This is a genomic window from Mitsuaria sp. GD03876, assembly GCF_029840635.1.
Lineage (GTDB): Bacteria > Pseudomonadota > Gammaproteobacteria > Burkholderiales > Burkholderiaceae_C > Roseateles.
In genome coordinates, this window is record NZ_JAOCCU010000011.1 from 137,425 (window position 1) to 151,516 (window position 14,092).

Annotated in this window: 14 protein-coding genes and 1 other RNA gene; 10 read left to right on the forward strand and 5 right to left on the reverse strand. The window is 69.8% G+C overall.

Features of this window, described 5'->3' with window-relative positions; genetic code table 11:
- Positions 1-64 precede the first annotated feature (64 nt).
- From N5D62_RS09315 to N5D62_RS09340, 6 genes are read left to right on the forward strand one after another with little or no spacing between them, the layout of a single operon-like run.
- Positions 65-1,678: a serine hydrolase gene (locus tag N5D62_RS09315; protein ID WP_279757437.1), complete on the forward strand. Its 1,614-nt coding sequence runs from the start codon at positions 65-67 to the stop codon at positions 1,676-1,678.
- Positions 1,671-2,981 (forward strand): MFS transporter, encoded by a 1,311-nt coding sequence (locus N5D62_RS09320; protein WP_279757438.1) that lies wholly within the window; start codon positions 1,671-1,673, stop codon positions 2,979-2,981. The genes N5D62_RS09315 and N5D62_RS09320 overlap by 8 nt, the downstream gene beginning before the upstream one ends.
- Positions 2,982-2,993: 12 nt before the next feature.
- A complete protein-coding gene (locus tag N5D62_RS09325) occupies positions 2,994-4,454 on the forward strand; it encodes a M81 family metallopeptidase (protein ID WP_279757439.1) in 1,461 nt (486 codons plus the stop codon).
- Positions 4,451-5,557 (forward strand): pyridoxal phosphate-dependent aminotransferase family protein, encoded by a 1,107-nt coding sequence (locus N5D62_RS09330; RefSeq protein WP_279757440.1) that lies wholly within the window; start codon positions 4,451-4,453, stop codon positions 5,555-5,557. The genes N5D62_RS09325 and N5D62_RS09330 overlap by 4 nt, the downstream gene beginning before the upstream one ends.
- 34 nt (positions 5,558-5,591) lie before the next feature.
- Positions 5,592-5,951, forward strand: coding sequence for a RidA family protein (locus tag N5D62_RS09335; RefSeq protein ID WP_279757441.1), 360 nt, complete (start codon positions 5,592-5,594; stop codon positions 5,949-5,951).
- Positions 5,952-5,966: 15 nt separating this feature from the next.
- A complete protein-coding gene (locus N5D62_RS09340) occupies positions 5,967-7,214 on the forward strand; it encodes an FAD-binding oxidoreductase (RefSeq protein ID WP_279757442.1) in 1,248 nt (415 codons plus the stop codon).
- A 766-nt stretch (positions 7,215-7,980) separates the two neighbouring features.
- Here the strand turns inward: N5D62_RS09340 and N5D62_RS09345 are convergent.
- Together N5D62_RS09345 and ffs are read right to left on the reverse strand one after the other, a co-directional pair.
- Entirely contained in the window at positions 7,981-8,322 is a 342-nt protein-coding gene (locus tag N5D62_RS09345) for a YHYH domain-containing protein (protein ID WP_279757443.1), read from the reverse strand.
- Positions 8,323-8,476: 154 nt separating this feature from the next.
- Positions 8,477-8,574, reverse strand: an RNA gene (ffs, locus tag N5D62_RS09350) — signal recognition particle sRNA small type.
- 281 nt (positions 8,575-8,855) lie between these two features.
- Here ffs and N5D62_RS09355 point away from each other — a divergent pair.
- On the forward strand, positions 8,856-9,278 hold the full coding sequence (locus N5D62_RS09355) for a hypothetical protein (protein WP_279757444.1): 423 nt from the start codon (positions 8,856-8,858) through the stop codon (positions 9,276-9,278).
- Positions 9,279-9,284: 6 nt separating this feature from the next.
- Here the strand turns inward: N5D62_RS09355 and N5D62_RS09360 are convergent, their stop codons facing one another.
- Both N5D62_RS09360 and N5D62_RS09365 read right to left on the reverse strand, forming a co-directional pair.
- Entirely contained in the window at positions 9,285-10,070 is a 786-nt protein-coding gene (locus N5D62_RS09360; RefSeq protein ID WP_279757445.1) for a class I SAM-dependent methyltransferase, read from the reverse strand.
- 77 nt (positions 10,071-10,147) lie between these two features.
- Positions 10,148-10,525, reverse strand: a complete 378-nt coding sequence (locus N5D62_RS09365) for a SirB2 family protein (protein ID WP_279757446.1) — start codon at positions 10,523-10,525, stop codon at positions 10,148-10,150.
- A gap of 158 nt (positions 10,526-10,683) precedes the next feature.
- Between N5D62_RS09365 and N5D62_RS09370 the strand changes: the two genes are divergently transcribed.
- Positions 10,684-11,250 carry a hypothetical protein gene (locus N5D62_RS09370; RefSeq protein WP_279757447.1) on the forward strand — a complete coding sequence of 189 codons (567 nt, stop codon included), beginning with the start codon at positions 10,684-10,686 and terminating at the stop codon, positions 11,248-11,250.
- Positions 11,251-11,253: 3 nt separating this feature from the next.
- Positions 11,254-11,631, forward strand: a complete 378-nt coding sequence (locus tag N5D62_RS09375) for a HEPN domain-containing protein (RefSeq protein ID WP_279757448.1) — start codon at positions 11,254-11,256, stop codon at positions 11,629-11,631.
- A 73-nt stretch (positions 11,632-11,704) separates the two neighbouring features.
- Here the strand turns inward: N5D62_RS09375 and N5D62_RS09380 are convergent, their stop codons facing one another.
- On the reverse strand, positions 11,705-12,829 hold the full coding sequence (locus tag N5D62_RS09380; RefSeq protein WP_279757449.1) for an AIR synthase-related protein: 1,125 nt from the start codon (positions 12,827-12,829) through the stop codon (positions 11,705-11,707).
- Positions 12,830-12,936: 107 nt separating this feature from the next.
- Here N5D62_RS09380 and dnaX point away from each other — a divergent pair.
- Positions 12,937-14,092, forward strand: a 1,156-nt coding sequence (gene dnaX, locus N5D62_RS09385; protein ID WP_279757450.1) for a DNA polymerase III subunit gamma/tau, incomplete at its 3' end; no start/stop codon positions are given.

Sequence of the window (14,092 nt, forward strand, 5' to 3'; positions counted from 1 at the left end):
GCTTGGGCATGCTTCCCTTTAAAACGAATGAATGTTCACTAATCTTATGACGAAAGAACTCAGCATGAAGTGCAATGACATCGAGAAGCTCGAAGCGGTCTTCGCCAGCCTGTCCCGCGACGACGCGCCCGGCGCGGTCGTGAGCGTTCGACGTGGAGGGCGCTCGCTGCTGCGCAAGGGCTACGGGCTGTCGAGCATCGAGTCCGGCCTGGTCAACACACCGGCGACCAAGATGCGCATCGGATCGACGACCAAGCATTTCGCCTCCGCCCTGGGGCTGATGCTGCATGACGAGGGCCTGCTCTCGGTCGACGATCCGGTCATCCGATGGCTGCCCGAGCTGCCGGTCAGCCAGGGCCGCCGCACCCTGCGCCAGTTCATGAGCCATACCGGCGGCACGCGCGACTACCTCGACCTCTCACTGATCTCCAACGGCCTGGGCATCGTGCCCGCCGAGGGCGCCTACGCGTACCAGTGTCGGCAGGAGGGCGAGAACTTCGCGCCGGGCGAGCAGTTCATCTACAACAACGGCGGCTATCGCATGCTGTCGCTGGTCATCGAGCGGGTGCTGGGCATGCCGCTGGACCAGGCGATGCGGGAGCGGCTGTTCGATCCGCTGGGCATGCACGAGACCTCGCTGTGGGCGAGCGATCTCGACCCCCTGTCCGGCGTGGCGCAGTCGCACCTGGCGCTGCCCGGCGGCAAGTTCGTCAAGGGCGTGTTCCCGGCGGTGATCCTGGGCGAGGGCGGCATCGCCTCCACGGTGGACAACATGCAGCGCTGGCTCTCCCACCTGGCGTCGCCGACGCTGTGGCCGCGCGCGCTGTCCGACGAGCTGATGGCGCCGACGCCCCTGAACAACGGCTTCGTGAACCCCTACGGCCTGGGCCTGGTCGCGGAGGACTGGCGCGGCGTGCGGGTCTTCCATCACGCGGGCGGCGTGATGGGCGGCAGCTGCCAGATGCTGGCCGCGCCCGATCACGACATCCAGATCGTCGTCATGACCAACCGCAGCGACGGCAACGCGGCCGAGCTGGCGGAGCGGCTGATGACGGCCCTGGTCGGCGACGCGATGTCGGCCGCGCCGCAGCCGGCGGACCCCGGCCTGGTGGCGTCCCTGGGCGGCGAGTACTACTGCGCCGACAGCGGCCGGTACTTCGCCATCGACCGGATGGAGGACAAGCTCTTCCTCAAGAGCTTCGGCATGCCGCTGCCGCTCACCCAGTCCGAGGGCGGCGAGCTGCGCGTGAACCTGCTGGCGGTGATCGCCATGCAGGTGAACGCCGTCCACGGTTCGCAGGGGCAGGTCACGGCCATCGACGTCACCGAGCAGGGCCGCACCCACCGGTGCGAGCGGATCGATCCGGCTTTCAAGGCGGAGCAGACCGTGACGCCGTTCGCCGGGCTGTGGCGCAGCGACGAGCTGGGCGCGGACCTGCGCATCGGCGGGGAGGGCGCCGACGCCGATGCGGTGCGGGTGCTCGGCCAGTACGGGCGCAACAGCTTCAAGCTCCAGGGCTTGCTGCCCGAGGCCTGCCTGCTGGAAAGCACGGATCCATCGCTGCCGCTGAACGGCACGCTGCGCCTGGGCATCGGCGCGGACCGTCGGCGCCAGCTCACGCTGGACACCTCGCGCACCCGCGGCCTGGTCTTGCGGGAGGTCGCGTCCGGTGTCTGAGTCCATCAAGTACCCGCGGCTGATGCCGGTGGGCTTCGGTGCCGGCGCGCTGGGGATGTCGCTCGCCTTCGGCGCGGTGCCGCTGCTGTTCCTGTTCTACCTGACGGAGTTCGCGAAGGTGCCGCCGGCCGTGGCCGGCGTGCTGCTGGCCACGCCGAAGCTGGCCGACATGGTGCTCGATCCCTGGATCGGGCGGCGCACCGACGCGGTCGCGCGGCGCCTGGGGAGCCGGGGCGCCTTGCTGGCGCTGGGCATGGCGGCGCTGCCGCTGACGCTGGTGCTGCTGTTCGTGCCCCTGCAGGCCGTGCCGTTGCCGCTGCGCATCGGCCTGCTGGGCGCGCTGCTGATCGCGCAGTCGTTGCTGCTGACGGTCTACACCGTCGCCCACACCGCGATCGCGGGCGACATCGCCGACGGCATCGAGGGGCGCAGCGCGCTGATGGCCGCGCGTGCCGTCGGCCAGACCCTGGCCGGGCTGACGGTGTCCGTGGCCGCGCCGCAGCTGGTCGCGGCCTTCGGCGCGAACCAGCGCGGCTATCTGGGCATGGCCGTCGTGCTGGCGCTGGCCTCGCTGGCGGCGCTGACGCTGTGCTGGCTCAGCGTCCGCCGCGTGCGGATCTCCGCGGGGGTCGAGACGGGCAAGCCGGAACACCTGCTGCGCGCCTTGGGCGGCACGCTGAGGAACCGGGCGTTCTATTGCATCGCCGGCATCCTGGTGCTGCTGGGACTCAGCTCGACCGCGTTGCTGAGCGCGCTGCCCTACGTCAACAAGCACCTGCTGCATGTCGGTCCGGACAACCTGTCCCTGCTGCTCACGCCGCTGTTCCTGACGGTGCTGCTGGGCGTGTCCTCGGCCCCGTGGATCGCGCGGCGGGCACCGGCCCCGGCGATCCTGTTCGGCGCCCTGGTGCTGGCCCTGGCCGGCATCGCGTGGCTGGGCATCGGGCCGCGCAGCAACGTGTCCATCGCCAGCGGCTGCGCGCTGTTCGGCCTGGCCTCCGGCGTGCTGACGGTGATGATCTCCACGCTGGCCATCGAGTCGGCCACCCAGTTCTCCGCCCGGGGCGAGAGCCTGGGGCTCTACCTGGGGATCCTGTTCTCCGCCGAGAAGCTCGGCCAGTCGCTGGGCGGGGTCGTGATGGGCCTGGGGCTGGACTGGGTCGGGCCGCTGCAGGGCGAGGCGTCGCCGCTGTCGCTGTCGCGCCTGGAGGCGCTGTGGATCGCCGCGCCGGCTTTCACCCTCGCGGCGGCCTTGCTGCTGCTGCTCCCGCTGACCGCGCGCCTCCGGGCGCAACCCGCCTGACAGGACCCGACCATGAAGATCTTCACTTCCGCCTTGCTGACGGAGACCAACACCTTCTCGCACTTCGAGACGACCGTGGCGTCGTTCGAGGAAACCGGCATCCTGCGCGGCGCGATCGACGCGGGGGCGCTCGGCTCGGTGGGGCAGGTGGTCGAGCAGTGGCGCACGCTCGCGGCACGGCATGGCGACCACCTGAGCGAGGGCCTCTACGCCATCGCGCAGCCCGCCGGGCCGGTGCTGTCCGCCGACTATGCGAGCCTGCGGGCCGAGCTGCTCGCGGGCGTCCGCGCCGCGGGACCGCTCGATGTCGTGCTGCTCTACCTGCACGGGGCGATGGTGGCGCAGAACGAGGACGACTGCGAAGGCGACCTGATCCAGGCCGTGCGCGCCATCGTCGGGCCGCGCTGCAGGATCGGCGTCGAGCTCGACCCGCACTGCCACCTGAGCCAAGCCATGACCCAAGGCGCCGATGCGATCGTGCTGATGCGCGAGTACCCGCACGTCGACTACGCCGAGCGCGCCGCCGAACTCTTCACGCTGTGCCGCGATGCCGCGGCGGGCGCGACGCGGCCCGCGATGGCGGTGGTGGACTGCCGCCTGGTGGGCTTCTATCCGACGACTTCGCAGCCGATGCGCGGGCTGGTCGACCGGCTCGCGGAGGTGGAGCGCCGGCCCGGCATCCTCTCCGCCAGCCTGGTGCACGGCTTCCCTTGGGGCGACGTCGCGGACGCCGGCAGCAAGGTGCTCGTGATCGCCGACGGGGATCCCGACCTGGCCCGGCGCACGGCCGAGGAACTGGCGCGGGCCTTCTACCGGCTGCGGGCCGAGTTGGTCCCCCGGCTGGAGATCATGGACGACGCGCTGCGGGACCTCCCCGAGGGCGGTCCGCCGAGGATCCTCGCCGACGCGGGCGACAACCCCGGCGGCGGCGCGCCGTGCGACCACACGGTGATGCTCTCGGCGCTGCTGGCCCGGACGACCCTGCGCAGCGCGTTCGGCATGCTCTGGGACCCCGAGGCGGTGCGGGCCTGCATGAGCGCGGGCGTCGGCGCGTCGCTGCGCCTGCGCGTGGGCGGCAAGGCGGGACCCACGTCCGCGTTGCCCCTGGACCTGGACGTGACGGTACGCGGGCTGTCGGAGCACCACACGCAGGAAGTCGGCCGGATCATCGATCCCCTGGGGGCCGCGGCCTGGGTGCGCTCGGGGCCGGTGGACATCGTGCTGATCAGCCGACGGCAGCAGACGCTGTCGCCCACCGGGTTCACGAACCTGGGCGTGCCCTTGCAGGAGGCGAGGGTCATCGGCGTGAAGTCGAGCCACCATTACCACGCGGAGTTCTCGAAGCTCTCCGGTGACTGCCGGATCATCGAGACCGGCGCGGCCCTGTCCATGGACTTCGCGCGCCTGCCGTATCGCAAGCGCGACCTGAACTTCTTCCCGGCCGTGGACGATCCCGCGCCCCATCTGTCGTGAGCGTGGGCCAGCTGCTTCGCCGCGTGGAATCGGCCAGCGCGGCCGGGATGGTCGTCGATGGGCGGCCCCTCCTCAGCTTCGGCGGGTCGAGCTACCTGGGACTGGGCGGACATCCGGGCATCGTCGACGCCGGTGTCGACGCGCTGCGCCGGCTGGGCGCGAGCGCGCAGCTTTCGCGCCACTATGGCTTCGGTCTGTCGGCGAACCTGGACGCGGAGACGGCCGCCCGCGAGTTCTTCGAGACGGACGGGGCCATGTACTTCGGGACGGGCTACCTGTTCGGACTGATCGCGATCTCCGGCCTGGCGACGCAGTGCGACGCGGTGTTCCTCGACGAGCACGCGCACTACAGCCTGCGCGATGCCGCGATGGCGAGCGGCCTGCCGACGCACGTCTTCGCGCATGGCGACGCGCAGGATCTGGCGCGGGTCATGGCCCGGCAGATCGCGCCCGGCGCGAGGCCGTTGGTGGCCACCGACGGCATGTTCCCGACGCGCGGCCGCATCGCGCCGTTGAACGCGTACGCGGCGCTGCTCGCGCCCCACGACGGCTGGCTGGTCGTGGACGAGTCGCACGCGTTCGGCTGCGTGGGCCGGCGAGGGCGGGGCGCGGTCGAGCTCGCGGACCTGCCACGGGACCGGGTCCTCGCCGGCGGTTCGATGGGGAAGGCCATCGGCGCGCATGGCGGCCTGGCGATCGGGTCGGCCTCGCTGATCGAGCAGCTGTGGCGCACGCCCGCCGCGCGCGGCGCGGTGCTCGGCTGCTCGGCGGGCGCCGCGATGACCGCGGCCGGCCTGCGTCATGTCGACGCCCACCCCGAGTTGCTCGAGCGCCTGCGACACAACGTGCGCGCCGTCCGGCAAGGGCTTCGCGAGCTCGGCCTGCGTCCCGAGGCGCACGAGGGGCCGCTGGCGACCTTCGAGCACGGCCGCGCGGCCGACATGGCCCGCATCCAGCGGAGCTTGATGGCGCGCGGCATCTTCATCGCCCATTCCACCTACGTCGGCGCGGGCGACGAGGGAGTGCTGCGCGTCGCGGTCTTCGCCGACCACACCGAAGACGACATCCATCGCCTTCTGGACGAACTGCGGCCTCTGCTTTGAGGCCTCGATGCCTCGACACATTCATGGAGAAGACATGTCCATTCCCGCCAACTTGCCGTTCTCGAAGGTCCGCCGCGTCGGCGACCTGGTCTTCCTCTCGGGGGAGTTGCCGATCGACGCGACGGGCGGGATGCCCGACGGCATCGGCCCACAGACCGACCTGACGCTGGCTCGCATCGCCGCCACCCTGGCGGGCGAAGGGCTCACGCTGTCCAACGTCGTGCAGGCGACGGTGCATCTGCGGCATGCGGAAGACTTCGCGGCGTTCAACGCGGCCTATGCACGCCACTTCGCGGCGCCATTCCCCACCCGCACCACGGTCGTCGCGGCGCTTGCCCTGGAACAGGCCGACGTCGAGATCACCGTCGTCGCCGACGCGTCCGCGGCGTTTTGAGGGCAGGCAGGCGACATGGCTCAAGAGATCCTCGTCCTCGGCGCGGGCATGGTCGGCACCTGCACGGCGCTGGAGCTGCAGTTGCGCGGCCACCGCGTGACCCTGGTGGACCGCCGTACGCCGGGGCGGGAGACGTCCTACGGCAACGCCGGCGCGATCCAGCGGGAGGCGGTCGAACCCTATGCGATGCCGCGGGACTGGCGGTCACTGCTGTCGGTGGTCTTCAAGCGCGGGCTGGACGTGAACTACCACCCCCGTGGGTTGCTCGCCGCATGGCCCCAGCTGCTGCGCTACTGGCAGGCTTCGGCGCCCGGCGAGCACCTGAAGATCGGTCGGCAGCACGCGACGCTGATCGCGCATTGCACGTCGGAGCATGAGCGCCTGATGAGCCTGGCGGGCGCGCACGACCTGGTGCGGCGCAACGGCCTGCTGCTGATCTACCGCAGCAGGCGCGCGCTGGACGATGCGCTGCGGCATTCGCAGCGCTTGTCGGACGACTACGGCACCTCGTTCTCGGCGCTGGACACCGGCGGTGTCGCCGGCCTGGAACCCGGGTTCAAGACGGCGCTCGCCGGCGCCGTGCATTGGCGGGATTCATGGAGCGTCAGCGATCCCGGCGAGCTGGTGGAGCGGTACGCCAGCGCGTTCAAGCAGCGCGGCGGGCGGGTGCTCCTGGGCGACGCCGACAGCCTGCGCCCGTGCGGCGCTGGATGGACGGTCGACACGCGCGATGGCCCGGTGCAGGGCGGCCAGGTGGTGCTCGCGCTGGGGCCGTGGATGGGGCCGTTCGCGCGACGACTGGGGTATCGGTGGCCGCTCTTCGTCAAGCGGGGGTACCACCGCCACTTCACTGGCGGCGCATTGCTGCATCACACGACCTTGGATGCGGAGCGCGGCTATGTGATGTCGCCGCAGCGCCGGGGGCTGCGCATCACCAGTGGCGCGGAGATCGCCTGCTTGAACGCGGCCCCGACGCCGCGGCAGCTGGACGGCGCCACGGCCGAGGCGCGAGGTTTGCTGGAACTGGGGCAGGCGGTGGAGGCGCAGCCCTGGATGGGCGGCAGGCCTTGCTGCGCGGACATGAAGCCGATCATCGGCGCCGCGCCAATGCATCGCGGGCTTTGGGTCAACTGCGGCCATGGACATCACGGCTTTTCGCTGGGACCCGCGAGCGGGAGGTTGCTCGCGGATCTGATGGATGGGGTGAAGCCTTATCTGGATGACGAGGCGTTTTCGCCGTTGAGGTTTGGCACCTCGGCTTGATCTGCGGCTGCCAGGGCTGCGACTTGGGGTTCGGCGGTCGGGGGCTTTGGCGAACCCTCCAAGGACGGAGGGGAAGCAAGTCCCTCCCACCGGTTGATGACGAGTCACCTCAAGTCGAGGGTTCTTCCGATCCGCTCATCGGGATCAGGGCCACCAGACTGGACTCTCCACGAAGGGAGGTTCACATGGCACAGACCATTTCACGTCGCCGGATCTTGTTCGGCGGAGTGCTCGCGATGAGCTTGGGCGTCGCGGAGGCCAAGGGGCGACGCAGCGGAGGCAGTCGCAGCGGGAGGGGGCGTAGGGGTGGCAGCGGCGGCTGCGGTTCCAAAGGCGGTCCGGGTGGACCGAGAGACAAGAACGGCAAGTGTCCAGGGTGGCGCAAGTGATTCGCCGAATCCTCGCGATGGCGCGGCTGGTGATCCTCGTGATGCCCTTGGCCGTGACGGCATCGATTCCTCTGTCCGGGTGCGGCGGAGGCGGTGATGACGGAGGCGGCCGCTGCAAGGTCTGCAGCACCGGGAAGGCGTGTGGCGATACGTGCATTGCGGCGACAGACATCTGCCGGACGGTGGGAGGATGTGCCTGCAATAAATGAGTTTCGGATGGCGATGCCCGGAAACGCGAAAACCGCCTCGGGGGCGGTTTCACTTCAGGCCTCAGGTTGACGAGTCTGCTTCAGTCTGCGGCCACCGACGCCTTTGTGACCGCGTCGCGGATCAGCACAGGGACGTCGCAGAACTCGGAATCTGGCCTCTTCAGGAACTCAGCATCCTCCGTAGTTCTTCTTTCCGCTCTTCGTCAGTGTGTAGGTCCCCCCACGCGGCCCGGTATAGCAGGTGGGCATCGACGGTCTGGCCGTATCGGGCGCGGAGGCGCGCGGCGCCGAAGCAGCGGCTGGGGCGGGGCTGGTCAAAGCCTGCCGCGCGGGCGTTGGCGCAGTTGCCGGCGCGGGTGCCGAGCGGGTCGGAGCGCGGTGGCAGTGGTAGTCACCGGTCTTGCGATTGGTGTGGCAGCCATCCGCGTCAAGGCCGCCGCCATGGGCGATGGCGGCCATGGGCGTGGCGAGCACGACGAGGCTCAGCCACAGCGTGAGACGCTTGTTCACTCCGCTCTCCCTGCCTCATTCGAGGTCATCTGTTGCCTGGATTCTGCAACCGCCCCCGCGCGGGGACGTCCCCGTGCATGCGGGTGCGGGAAACCATGAGCAGGAAGAGCCAGAAACGAAAAAACCGCCTCCCGGCGGTTTTCACTTGAATGAGGTTGACGAGCCTTACCCTCGGCACTGGTCACAACGGTTAGGGCTGCTTGGTTCCCCACCTGACCCGTTTGGCCGCGCTTCCATGCGAGGAGGCCCGTCAGCCGACGATTCTAGCCGAGCTTTCGAGCCCTCCCGGCCGATGCGCCCACCCTCGTGCACCACCGCACATCCCGCGTGCGCACAGCGCCGCCCCGGCGTGGACGCGCCGTCCGGGCCTGTGGTTAAATCCGCCCCGGACCACGCGGGCCACGCCCGCCGGATCCATCGCCGATTTACCAACTACTTGCGGGCGATTCACAAATGCGGCTAAAGCGTTGCGGCTCCGACTGCCCCCGGGCCGGCAAACGCCGGTGATCTCTGTGGGCTCTCGGAGTTTTTTCATGTCCGCTCGTCTCGCCCAGTTCGATTCGCTGCTGTCCCGCCGCCGCGCCGCGCGCACCGTCGCCGCGCCCGCCCAGCCCTCGCGCACGCTGCGCGATCCCTGGGGCGAACCGGTCGCCGAGTTCTCCCGCTTCCCGTCCGACCTCGAGTTGCTCAAGGCCGCGCATCGCCTGCAGGCCGATGACTGGGTCGGCGCGCTCGCCGACGACGCCCAGGCCGATCGCCTGAATGCCGCATGGCGCCTGGCGCTGCTGCGCGCCGACCGCCACGGTCAGGCGCGCGTGTCGCGCGAGCCGGGACCGCAGTGGCTGAGCACGCCGCACGCCGCCCGTCCCGGCGAACGCCCCGCCGAGCTGCGCCGCGCGTTGCACGCCGCCGCGGTGCGCCAGCTCTGGCAAGCCGGCTGGAAGCTGGTCGGCTGAGCCCGTTCAGGTCGCCGGCAGCCGCTCGGCGATCCAGGCCTCCGTCGCATAGGGGAACACGATCGTCGGCTCGCGCAGTTCGAGGAAGCGGTCCTTCAGCGCATGGAGCTGGTCCGCGACCTTGCGCTGTTCCGCCTCGGGCAGCGACGCGATGAAGCTCACCGACAGGTTGCGGTCGATGACGACCTGCTCGAAGCTGCCCACATGGCTGTGCGGCAGCACCGTCCGCTGCAGCGGGCCGAACAGCGTCTGGCGCTCGAACGGCTCCTTCCACGTGCCCTTGTAGTAGCGCGGCGCGTCGCCCTCGTAGGGCGTGATGATCCCGGTGATCGCAGCCACCCAGTCGCGCGACTCGTCCCGCACGTTCCACACCAGTCCCAGACGTCCGCCGGGTCGCAGCACGCGATGCATTTCGCGCAGCGCCTGCGCGTTCGCGAACCAGTGGAAGGCTTGCGCGCAGATCACGATGTCGGCCTCGCCGTCGCGCAGCGGCATCGCCTCGGCCGTGCCGGCGAGCGCGCGCACCTCCGGCAGGGCGGCCGCGAGCTTCTCCCGCATCGCGTCGACCGGCTCGATGGCCGTGAGCGTCGCGCCCGTTCGCGCCAGCAGCTTGGTGAACTTGCCGGTCCCCGCGCCGACGTCGACCACCCGCGACCCCGCCCGCGCGCCGAGCGCGTCGCTCAACCAGGCGCCGAGGGCCTCGGGGTACTCGGGGCGGCCGCGCTGGTAGTGGTCGGAGGCGCTGGTGTAGCCGCGCTGCGCGGCGTCGTGGATGGGCGTGGAGGAGGTCATCGGACGATCCTACGCCCGGCCCTCGCGCGGCGCGTCAAGCCCGTGTCATCGACGCGGACGAGGCGCGTCCCGCCGCCTCACAGGCCCAGCAAGACCTGGCGCGTCATCGAGACCGCGACCACGTAGGCCAGCGCGAGCAGCGCCAGCAGGTAGCCGAGCACGCGGAACTCGCCGCGGCCGATGCCCCAGTGCCCGAGCGCGAAGTAAGCGCCCAGCGCGATGAACTTCGCCGTCATCCAGGTCTCGTAGCGGGGGTCGAGGTGCATCGCGCCCCACAGGCTCAGGCCGGAGACGACGATCAGCACATGGCTGCTGAAGACCAGCGTGCGCAGCCGCTCGTCCATCACCCACGCCGCGCCGAACTGGTGGGCCAGTCCCCGGACCAGGAACAGCCCGACGCTGCACCACGCCAGCAGCGCATGCATCTTGACCATCGGGAGGTAGAACCAGTCCATGACCAGGGAGCTTCGTCACGCGGGGGAGGGATGTCAATCCGGGGAACGCGGGGCGAAGTCCCGCGCGCGGCGGGCGGTTTCCCTCTGAAGAGGGCCCGCTTCGACTCCCCCGCCGCCAACCAGTTTGGGTCATGGCGAAACCGCGCTCGATTTCGAGAATGGCGCCTTCCATCGGCGTGGGGTCGGTGACGGTGAAAGGAATCGCGATGCTGGATTCAGTCGAATGCAAGAGGAGCGGCACGCTGCCCGCTTCAGGCAGCGAGGCGGAGTGGCCACATCCCAAATGGGTGAGGGTCGACAGCAAGTCTCAGGCGCCCTACAAGTTTCATCCCTGCTTGAATCCGTGCGCGCCAGGCGAGTGGCCCTACGACTTGCAGGCGTTGCTGGGCACCGAAGACTGGGATGACGTCATTGCCTGGTACTTGAAGCGGCATCCCGCCGTATCGGGCGAGGACGTGCTGCGCTTCGCGCAGGAGGTGATCCGATGCGCTCAGGGACGCGCGCTCAGCGTGGGGGTTCGCAACGATCCTGAATTGGCACAGTTGAGCCTGTGGTTCACGCTCTGGGACTACAAGGATGGCGAGTACGGCCTGGAGTCCGCTGAGGTCCGATTGATCGATCGAATCTGGTTCTCGGTCCCTGCATACAAGCGATTGTTTGGGGATGTCGGCGTCGACGTGCGTCACTGCGCCTTCGGAGACCGTCTTCATCCGAGGGAGGGCTGATCAATGCACCGATTCGATCCTGACGACACCTTCAAGGTCGCGGAGCATCTGATGACGCTCGAGGGAGAGGGCCACGGACGAAGCGCGGCCTCTCGCGCGTATTACGCTGTGTTCCTGATCGCGCGTGACATGGCGGGCATCGAAGAGAAGAGCGCCGACGTCCACCAGCGGACGCAGAGGCACTACGCCGGCATCGGCGAGGAGCAGATCGCGAAGGGCCTCCGATTTCTGCGGGGCTGTCGCAACGAGGCCGACTATTCGACCCAACGAGTCTTCACTCGATGGGATTGCGACGAGGCCATGCGGCGGTCGAGGCTTGTCAGGGCCGCGTTGAAGGTCCTCGCTGGCCGATTGCGCTATCTGCAGGTCCCCACATGCTGATGCGCGTCCGATCAGGACAGAAAAAACCGAAGGGCGCCTCGGCGCCCTTCGTCGTGTCCCGTGCCGAGCCCGCTCAGCGCAGTTGCAGGTCGTCGTCGCCGAAGCGGATGTCCAGCGGCTCGATCAGCAATTGCTTCTCGCCGTCCTCGACACGGCCGGCGTCCCATGCCTCGATGCCGCAGGCCTTGGCGATCTCCACCACCTTCGCCGCCTGGTCCGCCTTCACGAAGATCGCGAAACCCGCGCCCATGTTCAGCGTCGAATAGGCCTCGCGGTCGTCCTGCTGCGCATGCTCCTGCATGAACTTCAGCACCGGCGTCACCGGCGGCACCGTGTGGATGCGGTAGGTGAACTTCCCGGGATGCCGCAGCAGCTTGCGCCAGCCGTGGCCGGTGATGTTGGCGCAGTAATGCGGCGTGATGCCGGCCTTGTACAGCGCCTCGGTCACTGGCGAGTACAGCGTCGTCGGCGCCAGCAGCGCGTCGCCGTAGGTCAGCCCCGGCTGGATCTCGGTCAGGTAACCCTGCGGCAGCCGCTCGGTCAGCTTGCGCGCCAGGCTCAGGCCGTTGGCATGGATACCGGACGAGGCCAGCAGCACGATCGCGTCGCCCGCGCCCAGCTTGTCGCCGACCGACAGCCGTTCCTTCGGGTTGATCAGGCCGGTGCAGGACGCGGCCAGGTCGATGCGGCCGCCCTCGACGATGCCCGCCAGCGCCGGCGTCTCGCCGCCGCCCCAGGCGACCTGGCAGACGTCGCAGGCCTTCTTCCAGCCCGCCACCAGCGCCTGCGCGCGCTGCGCGTCGCCGAACCAGTCCGAGCCGCCGGCCGCCCAGTAGGCCTGCACCACCAGCGGCGTCGCGCCGACGGTGATCAGGTCGTTGACCGCCATCGCGATCGTGTCCTGCGCGATGCCGTCGTAGTAGCTCTTGCCCGTAAGCGTCGCCATTTCGTCGGCCACCAGGGTCTTGGTGCCCAGGCACTCCACGATCGACGCGAGGTAGAACGGACCCACGTCCAGGACATACGCCGATTCGCCGCGCGATGCCGTCACCTCGGTGAATCCATGCGCGCCCATGTGGACGGCGGTGGCCGCCGCGGCGCGCTGGGCGCTGATCTTCAGCGGATCGATCAGGTCGTAGTTGACGCCGGCCTGTTCGTAGCTCAGCGTGCCGGAGGAGGGATCGTGCGGGGTGCTCATGGCGCGGGATTATCCTTCAGCGCCGATCGCCTCTCCTGACAAACCCGGACGCGACCCGGGCGCGCGCCGGCCCGGCGGGCAACACCGCCCCCGTAGAATGCCCCGCCATGAGTTACCAGGTCCTCGCACGCAAGTACCGCTCCCGCACGTTCGAGGAGCTGATGGGTCAGGAACACGTCGTGCAGGCCCTGGCCAACGCGCTGACGCAGCAGCGCCTGCATCACGCCTACCTCTTCACCGGCACCCGGGGCGTGGGCAAGACCTCGGTGTCCCGGATCCTGGCCAAGTCGCTGAACTGCATCGGCCCGGACGGCACCGGCGGCATCACCGCCCAGCCCTGCAACGTCTGCGACGCCTGCCGCGACATCGATGCCGGCCGCTTCGTCGACTACGTCGAACTGGACGCCGCCTCCAACCGCGGCGTCGAGGAAATCTCCCAGCTGCTGGACCAGGCCGTCTACAAGCCGGTCGTCGGGCGCTTCAAGGTCTACATGATCGACGAAGTGCACATGCTCTCGAACACCGCCTTCAACGCGATGCTGAAGACGTTGGAGGAGCCGCCCGAGTACCTGAAATTCGTCCTCGCGACCACCGATCCGCAGAAGGTGCCGGTGACCGTGCTGTCGCGCTGCCTGCAGTTCAACCTGCGCCCGATGGCGCCGCAGACGGTGCTGGAGCACCTGACGCGGGTGCTGCAGAACGAGAACGTCCCGAACGAGCCCGGCGCGCTGCGCCTGCTGGCGCGCGCGGCGCGCGGCTCGATGCGCGACGCGCTGTCGCTGACCGACCAGGCGATCGCCTTCGGCTCCGGCCAGCTGCAGGAAGCCGGCGTGCGCCAGATGCTGGGCAGCGTCGACCGCGGCCATGTGCTGGGCATCCTGAACGCGCTGATCGCCGGCGACGGCGCCGCGCTGGTCGGCGCGTCGGACCGGCTGCGCGACATGGGCCTGTCCGCCGGCGGCACGCTGGAAGACCTGGCCGTCGCGCTGCAGCACCTGGCCGTCGCGCAGGCGGCGCCGGGCGCGCTCGATGCGGGCGATCCGGACCTGGCCGAGCTGCTGCCGCTGGCGAGCCAGCTGCCCGCCGACGAGATCCAGCTGATGTACAGCATGGCGCTGCACGGCCGCCAGGAGTTGCCGCTGGCGCCGGACGAGTACGCCGGGCTGACGATGGTCCTGTTGCGGATGATGGCGTTCCGCCCGAACGGGCAGGGCGCGCGTCAGCCGTCGGTGCCTGAGGGCGCCGGGCGTCCCGCCGCCGCGC

Bases quoted from the DNA above. Each gene is read 5' to 3' on its own strand.
- N5D62_RS09370 (WP_279757447.1), top strand. From the start codon at position 10,684: ATGGCGCCTTCCATCGGCGTGGGGTCGGTGACGGTGAAAGGAATCGCG.
- N5D62_RS09365 (WP_279757446.1), bottom strand. From the start codon at position 10,525: ATGGACTGGTTCTACCTCCCGATGGTCAAGATGCATGCGCTGCTGGCG.
- N5D62_RS09380 (WP_279757449.1), bottom strand. From the start codon at position 12,829: ATGAGCACCCCGCACGATCCCTCCTCCGGCACGCTGAGCTACGAACAG.
- N5D62_RS09375 (WP_279757448.1), top strand. From the start codon at position 11,254: ATGCACCGATTCGATCCTGACGACACCTTCAAGGTCGCGGAGCATCTG.
- N5D62_RS09355 (WP_279757444.1), top strand. From the start codon at position 8,856: ATGTCCGCTCGTCTCGCCCAGTTCGATTCGCTGCTGTCCCGCCGCCGC.
- N5D62_RS09325 (WP_279757439.1), top strand. From the start codon at position 2,994: ATGAAGATCTTCACTTCCGCCTTGCTGACGGAGACCAACACCTTCTCG.
- N5D62_RS09315 (WP_279757437.1), top strand. From the start codon at position 65: ATGAAGTGCAATGACATCGAGAAGCTCGAAGCGGTCTTCGCCAGCCTG.
- N5D62_RS09335 (WP_279757441.1), top strand. From the start codon at position 5,592: ATGTCCATTCCCGCCAACTTGCCGTTCTCGAAGGTCCGCCGCGTCGGC.
- N5D62_RS09360 (WP_279757445.1), bottom strand. From the start codon at position 10,070: ATGACCTCCTCCACGCCCATCCACGACGCCGCGCAGCGCGGCTACACC.
- N5D62_RS09340 (WP_279757442.1), top strand. From the start codon at position 5,967: ATGGCTCAAGAGATCCTCGTCCTCGGCGCGGGCATGGTCGGCACCTGC.